The following is a 6,684-nucleotide window of genomic DNA, read 5'->3' as shown; positions in this document are numbered from 1 at the left end:
CGCCGACGACTTCGGCATCACGGACAAGACTGTTCTCGGCGCCGAAATCCCGATCCTCGGCGTTGCCGGCGACCAGCAGGCGGCCGTCATCGGCAATGCCTGCTTTGAACCGGGCATGATGAAATCGACCTATGGAACGGGTTGTTTTGCACTGTTGAACACCGGCTCGGATCGCGTCACCTCGTCGAACCGCCTGCTGACCACGATCGCCTATCGCATGAACGGCAAGACCACCTATGCCCTTGAGGGCTCGATCTTCATTGCCGGTGCTGCCGTGCAGTGGCTTCGCGACGAGCTGGGCTTCGTCAAGGTCGCGTCCGATACCGATGCGCTGGCCATGCGCGCCGACCCCAACCAGCGCGTCTATCTCGTGCCGGCCTTTACCGGCCTCGGTGCGCCACATTGGGATGCCGACGCACGCGGCGCGATCTTCGGTCTGACCCGCAGTTCCGGACCTGCCGAATTTGCCCGCGCCGTGCTGGAAAGCGTTGCCTATCAGACCAATGATCTGCTGGAGGCGATGAAGAGGGACTGGTCGGGTGCCAGCGATCAGACGGTCTTGCGCGTCGATGGCGGCATGGTCGCATCGGACTGGACGATGCAGCGCCTCGCCGACATTCTCGACGCGCCCGTCGACCGTCCGATGATCCTGGAGACTACGGTGCTGGGCGCGGCCTGGCTTGCGGGCTCGCGTGCCGGTCTCTGGCCGGATCAGGCTGGTTTTGCCGCAACCTGGAAACGCAACCGCCGCTTCGAACCCCAGATGCAATCCTCCGAAAGAGAGCAAGCCATTGCCGGCTGGCAGGATTGCGTCAGCCGCTGCCTGACCAAGCGATAGGTTCAAGTCTACGCGATCATCGCGACAAGGGTCTCCAGTCGGTCGGCATCCTTCGGCAGCTTGTCCTGCCGGAGGCGTGCAATGCGCGGGAAGCGCATGGCGACGCCCGACTTGTGCCGATTGGAGCGGGCGATGCCTTCAAAGGCCACTTCCACGACAAAACCATGTTCCGCTTCAGCCCTGAGCGCCCGCACTGGGCCGAAGCGATCGACGGTGTTGTTGCGCACGAAGCGATCGAGCACCTCAAGTTCCTGGTCGGTGAAGCCGAAATAGGCTTTGCCCACGGGGACCAGAATATCGCCCTCGCCGGGAACCGCGGTCCAGACACCAAAGGTGAAATCCGAATAATAGCTCGAACGCTTGCCATGCCCGCGCTGCGCATACATCAGCACCGCATCGGCATTCATCGGATCGCGCTTCCATTTGAACCACGGCCCTTTCGCGCGTCCAGCCTGGTAAACGCTGTCATGGCGCTTCAGCATCACGCCTTCGATCACCGGATCGGGCGGGGAAGATCGCAAGCGCTCCAGCTCCTCCCAGCTTGAGAACGGAACCAACGGCGAAAGGTCGAAACGGGTTGCCTCCTGCGCCTCGACAAGCTTGCCCAGCCTCTCGCGCCTTGCAGGCAAGACTTCGTCGCGAACGTCCTGGCTTCCCTCGAACAGTATGTCATAGGCCCGGATAAAGACCGGATACTCCTCCATCATGCGCGCGGTCACCGTCTTGCGGTTCAGCCTTTGCTGGAGATCCGAAAAAGTTCGGACGGGCGCATTGCTGCGCGAGGTGCCTCCGACCAGCAGTTCGCCATCGATCACGCCATCGAAACGTGCCGCTTCGACAATGTCCGGGAAGGCGCCTGAGATATCGTCGCCGGACCGGGAATAGAGCCGGTTTCGCCCGTCGGAGCAGGAAAGCTGCACCCGAATGCCGTCCCATTTCCATTCGGCGGCGAAATCCGAGGGGTCAAGCACTTCAAGATCGCGGTCCTCGATCGGTGTCGACAGCATGACGGAGTGGAAAATGGCAGGCGTCGCCAGCACGGGCTTTTCGGTGCGGTCTTCCAGCCAGTCGAAAAGCTGCCGATACGGTGGCGCAAGTCCGTGCCAAAGGCCCTCGATATCGCCGATATCCTTTTCGCCGAAATTCGCCAACGCTTGCTTGGCTAGGCGCGCCGACACACCGATGCGCATGCCGCCGGTGATCAGCTTTATCAGTGCGAAACGTTCAGAGGGGCCGAGGGTATCGAGCAGCGTGCGTATCACACCGCGCGTCTCGTTCCGCCCAAGCCGTTGCAGCCTTTCGATGATGCTCGACAGCTGCAAATCGGCGCCTTCGGCAGGTTTTGCATCGGTTGGCGGCTCCCAGACCAGGGAGATGGTTTCGGCAAGGTCACCGACATAGTCGTAGGAGTAGCGGAACAGCACCTCATCCATGCGCTCCAGCACCAGTTCCTTGAGCAAGGCCGGCTTGACGCTGCCAATCTCGAGATTGTCGGTCAGTGCTGCCAGTGCATAGCCCCGGTCCGGATCAGGTGTCGCGCGGAAATAGTCTTGCAGCAGCTTCAGCTTGCCATTGCGGCTGGGCGTCAGCACCAAGCGATCGAGAAGGGCCGCGAATGCCTTCATCGCTTAGTCTCCCTCGTCTTCGTAGCCGACAAGATGCAGCGGGCGTGCCTTGATCCCGGCAAGCTCGCACCATCGGACAAGCGCCTCCTCGCGGCCATGCGTGACCCAGACCTGCTGCGGCGCGATATCGGTGATCGTTGATATCAGTTCGGGCCAGTCACAGTGGTCGGAGATGACCAGTGGCAGCTCGACGCCGCGCTGTTTCGCCCGCTGCCGAACCATCATCCAGCCGGACGCAAAAATCGACAGTGGATCTTCGAAGCGGCGCGCCCAGCGATCATTGAATGCCGATGGCGGTCCAACGACGACTGCCCCTTTGAAGGCACCGGATTTTGTATCTTCGGCGGTTGCCGGCCGGAGATCGCCGAGATCAATGCCTTCGTTGCGATAATAGTCGCAGAGTTTGGTAAGCGCCCCATGGATATAGATCGGCTTGTCGTATCCGGAACGGCGAATGAGTGAAATTACCCGCTGCGCCTTGCCCAGCGCATAGGCGCCGACCAGATGGCTGCGTTCGGGAAACTGGTTGAGCGACGTGATCAGCTTGAGGATCTCGACCTGCGGGTCGGGATGGTGGAAAACCGGCAATCCGAAAGTCGCCTCGGTGATGAAGACATCGCAGGACACGGGCTCGAAAGCCGCGCAGGTCGGATCGGCACCGCGCTTGTAGTCGCCGGAAACGACAATTCGTGTACCTTGGTACTCGATTTCGATCTGCGCCGAGCCCAGTACATGGCCCGCCGGGTGAAAACAGACAGAGACGCCATTGCGGTGGATCGTCTCGCCAAACTCTGCGGCCTGGGCGCTGTCGCAAAAGTCGTCACCATAGCGGATGGCCATGATATCCAGTGTCTGGCGCGTCGCCAGCACATGGGAGTGTCCGGAGCGTGCATGATCGGAATGACCGTGGGTCACCAGTGCCCGTCCAACGGGGCGAACCGGATCGACATAGAAGTCGCCGGGCGGGCAATAGAGCCCGTTGGGTGTGGGATGCAGCAGATGCTCTGGTCTAATCATGCTGACAAGATAGGGCGGCCAACACCGCCCTGCCAGACGCTCAAGCGGCGAAACGTGAGACGGCCAGATAGCCCGCTGTTGAGGCCGTGGCCGTGAGAAACGCCCCCCAAGCCATATCCACGACACTGACCGAAACAGACCAGCCTTTCAGGGTCGACAGATTGGTCATGTCATAGGTGCCATAGGCCAACAGTCCGAGCAGGGCGCCGTTAACGATCGCGGTGGTGATACTGCTGGCACTGACGGCGGGCAAAACTGCGAAATAGACGATGCCGGCGATGTAAAGAAGGTAAAACACACCCGCTGCTGCAAAGTTGGGGCGCGCCAGCATCAGGTCGCCGATATTGCGGCGGTAGAATCCGATGGCAATGCGCGTCAGCCACAGGAAGTCGAGACCAAAGAACACGACTGCTGTCGAAAGATAGGCGACCACATAGGTCATCGTGTCTCTCCATTCTTCGGCCTGCCGTGACCGCGCGTTTGATTAGATGCCGAGAATAGGCTGCAAGATCCGCAGAAGCCGACTTTGGAATTTCAGCGGCGCATCGGTTACCGCCAGGCAGATGCAGTCCTCTTCCGGCGTTGCCACCGGCTGGTGCGTCAGGCTCTCATCGGCTTCCTCAAGATCACCCCGCTTGAACACGCTGGCACCATCGGTGAAGGCACCCTTCAGAACCAGCGTCAGCTCACGTCCACCGTGCGAATGCTCTGGAACCGGCTTTCCGGCGGGGATCTTCAGCAGCCTGACTTGGGTTTGGCCATCCGCTGTCTTGATCGGAATATGATAGGCACCCCGTCCGAGCGCTTTCCATTTCAGTTGGCCGACATCAGCGCCGAGATAGGATCGAAGCGGTTCCGGCAGAACCGGAGGATGCGTTTGAGTTGGCGCGGTCTTGACCTCCGGCTTTTTCAACGGTTCAGACGCCGAAATTTTCGCCTTCATGTCGTCCCAACTGCCAGCCGGCGTCTCGGCTGTCGTTTCCTGTGTCGCCAGTTCAAGCATTTCGCCACCGGCATGCTCCATGAAGGAAAGCCGGTTGCGACAGCTCGGGCAGAGCGCCAGATGCGTGGCGACCGCAAGGCTCCAACCTTCTGCCAGTTCTCCGGTGGCATAGGCGAGCAGCAGTTCGTCGCTGATGTGATGTTGAACCTGGACCGTCATGCGCGTTGCTCCAGGGCTGCCCGCAATTTTGCAAATGCGAGGCGAATACGGGATTTGACCGTGCCCATCGGCAAGCCGAGTTCGGCGGCAATGGCACTGTGCGAGGCTTCTTTGTAAAATGACATCTTCAGGAGTTCGAGCTGCTCGGGAGGGAGTGTTTCCATGGCACGCCGGAGGCGATCGGCCTCCTGGCGTCCTTCATACTCGACGTCGGCAGGCGGTACATCGTCCGGTATGAAAGCCGGGTCGGTGGGATCGAATGTCGGTCGCCGTTCCTTGCGAAAGGCGTCGATGCGTTGATTGCGGGCGATCGTGAAGATCCAGCTGGAGACATTGCCCCTCAACGGATCGAATTGTTCGGCCTTGTTCCAGACGGCCAGCATCGTCTCTTGCATCAATTCCTCGGCCGCCTGTCCATCGCGGGCAAGCTTGGCCATATAGGCCCGAATTTTCGGGCTGTAGTGCCGAAAGATCTCCTCGAACGCTTCGATATCCCTGTCCCGGCCAACGGCCGCCAGAAGTTTCGAAAAATTGCGCTGCGCAAGATCGTCTGCAGAATCTGACATAGAAACGCTTGTCTTCCCCTTGTGAGGCTGTGCCACGGCAGTCTGCCGCGTCAATAGCCTGGGGCCATTCTGGCATGCATCTGCCGATATGGGAATCGTGTTGAGCATCATGGCAGCCATTACGGTGACCTTGCGTGGCTGGATCACCGTTGAGATTTTATTCCGCCGCCAACAATCCGTTCACGGCACGCAACCGTAGTGAGGACACATAAAAGTTGTGGCATTGAATTGAAGGGCGGACAATGGACACGGACATTTCTAGGGCTGTTGCCGGCGGAAGGCGCAGGATCGCGGTCATCGGGTCAGGAATCTCCGGTCTCTCCTCTGCCTGGTTGTTGTCGAAAAGTGCAGATGTCGTGCTGTACGAGACCGAAGCCCGTCCCGGCGGTCATTCCAATACGGTAGTTGCGCCGGGGGACGGCAGGGATATCCCGGTCGATACGGGCTTCATTGTCTACAACGACCGCAACTACCCGAACTTGGTCAAGCTTTTCGAGCATCTGAAGGTGCCGACTTTGGCGTCGAACATGTCGTTTTCGGCATCGTTGTCGGGTGGCGGTTTCGAATATTCCGGCTCCGGGCTATTCGGCCTGCTTGGTCAGCGCAGCAATATCTTCAGCCCGCGCTTCTGGAAAATGCTGTCGGACATAATGCGCTTCTACCGGGAAGCGCCGGGCTTGCTGAAGCGGCCGGAGCTTGAGAGCGTCAGTCTTGGTTCTTATCTGGCGTCCGCCAAATATGGTGCGTCGTTTATCGAAGACCATCTCCTGCCCATGGGAGCAGCAATCTGGTCCACCACAGCGCACGACATGCAGCTTTACCCTTTGCATGCCTTCATCCGGTTTTTCGACAACCACGGTCTGTTGTCACTCACGGATCGGCCTCGTTGGCGCACCGTCGAAGGCGGGAGCCGGGAATACGTAAAGCGAATTCTGGCCGATTTTTCAGGCGAGCTGAGGTTGTCTACTCCGGTTGCCCAAGTTCGTCGCGGTCGTGCCGGCGTCGAAGTCACCGATGTCAGCGGCCACCGGGACCAGTTCGATGATGTGGTGATGGCGACCCATGCCAATCAGAGCCTCGATCTTTTGGAAGATGCTGATAGTTCGGAACGTCGTGTTCTTGAAGCCTTTCAATATACGCCTAACCTTGCCGTCCTTCATTCCGACGAGCACCTAATGCCGAGGCGCAAATCGGTGTGGTCGAGCTGGAACTACATCGCCGATGGTCGGGATGCGGCCAGTGAAGCGCCTTGCGTCACCTACTGGATGAACAAGCTTCAGTCTCTGGACGCCGCGCATCCACTCTTCGTTACGCTCAATCCCTGCCGCGAGATCGATCCGGGGAAGATTGTCCGGACATTCAACTACGAACATCCGTTGTTCAATACAGCTGCCATCAGCGCCCAACGCGAGCTTTGGCAGTTGCAGGGCCGCCGCAACACCTGGTTCTGCGGCGCCTATTTCGGCAGCGGCTTCC

The 6,684-nt window shown here is 59.7% G+C and carries 7 protein-coding genes; 2 read left to right on the top strand and 5 right to left on the bottom strand.

The annotated features are described in order from the left end of the window. Positions 1-838, top strand: an 838-nt coding sequence (locus PDO_RS07320) for an FGGY family carbohydrate kinase (RefSeq protein WP_007599846.1), incomplete at its 5' end; no start/stop codon positions are given. A gap of 8 nt (positions 839-846) precedes the next feature. Here the strand turns inward: PDO_RS07320 and PDO_RS07315 are convergent. From PDO_RS07315 to PDO_RS07295, 5 genes are read right to left on the bottom strand one after another with little or no spacing between them, the layout of a single operon-like run. Continuing rightward, positions 847-2,463 (bottom strand): cisplatin damage response ATP-dependent DNA ligase, encoded by a 1,617-nt coding sequence (locus PDO_RS07315; protein ID WP_007599844.1) that lies wholly within the window; start codon positions 2,461-2,463, stop codon positions 847-849. A 3-nt stretch (positions 2,464-2,466) separates the two neighbouring features. Then, positions 2,467-3,477: a ligase-associated DNA damage response exonuclease gene (locus tag PDO_RS07310; RefSeq protein ID WP_037072917.1), complete on the bottom strand. Its 1,011-nt coding sequence runs from the start codon at positions 3,475-3,477 to the stop codon at positions 2,467-2,469. Positions 3,478-3,520: 43 nt separating this feature from the next. After that, entirely contained in the window at positions 3,521-3,922 is a 402-nt protein-coding gene (locus tag PDO_RS07305; RefSeq protein ID WP_007599839.1) for a DUF2177 family protein, read from the bottom strand. Between the two features lie 42 nt (positions 3,923-3,964). After that, on the bottom strand, positions 3,965-4,642 hold the full coding sequence (locus PDO_RS07300) for a ChrR family anti-sigma-E factor (protein WP_007599837.1): 678 nt from the start codon (positions 4,640-4,642) through the stop codon (positions 3,965-3,967). Continuing rightward, the gene (locus tag PDO_RS07295; RefSeq protein WP_052023408.1) at positions 4,639-5,208 is read right to left on the bottom strand and encodes a sigma-70 family RNA polymerase sigma factor; all 570 of its coding nucleotides are present in this window, start codon (positions 5,206-5,208) and stop codon (positions 4,639-4,641) included. Before PDO_RS07295 ends, PDO_RS07300 begins: the two co-directional genes overlap by 4 nt. Positions 5,209-5,450: 242 nt before the next feature. On the opposite strand from PDO_RS07295, the gene PDO_RS07290 reads away from it, so the two are divergent. Next, the coding region (locus tag PDO_RS07290) for an NAD(P)/FAD-dependent oxidoreductase (protein WP_007599833.1) at positions 5,451-6,684 on the top strand (1,234 nt) is incomplete at its 3' end.

It is taken from the genome of Rhizobium sp. PDO1-076, from assembly GCF_000247475.1.
In the GTDB taxonomy this organism is placed as follows: domain Bacteria; phylum Pseudomonadota; class Alphaproteobacteria; order Rhizobiales; family Rhizobiaceae; genus Allorhizobium.
The sequence above is the reverse complement of the archived record's forward strand: the minus strand, read 5'-3'. Positions and strand labels throughout refer to the sequence as shown.

What these genes read in the sequence shown, in the direction of transcription:
- PDO_RS07315 (WP_007599844.1), bottom strand. Translation starts at nt 2,463, where the DNA reads ATGAAGGCATTCGCGGCCCTTCTCGATCGCTTGGTGCTGACGCCCAGC.
- PDO_RS07305 (WP_007599839.1), bottom strand. Translation starts at nt 3,922, where the DNA reads ATGACCTATGTGGTCGCCTATCTTTCGACAGCAGTCGTGTTCTTTGGT.
- PDO_RS07300 (WP_007599837.1), bottom strand. Translation starts at nt 4,642, where the DNA reads ATGACGGTCCAGGTTCAACATCACATCAGCGACGAACTGCTGCTCGCC.
- PDO_RS07295 (WP_052023408.1), bottom strand. Translation starts at nt 5,208, where the DNA reads ATGTCAGATTCTGCAGACGATCTTGCGCAGCGCAATTTTTCGAAACTT.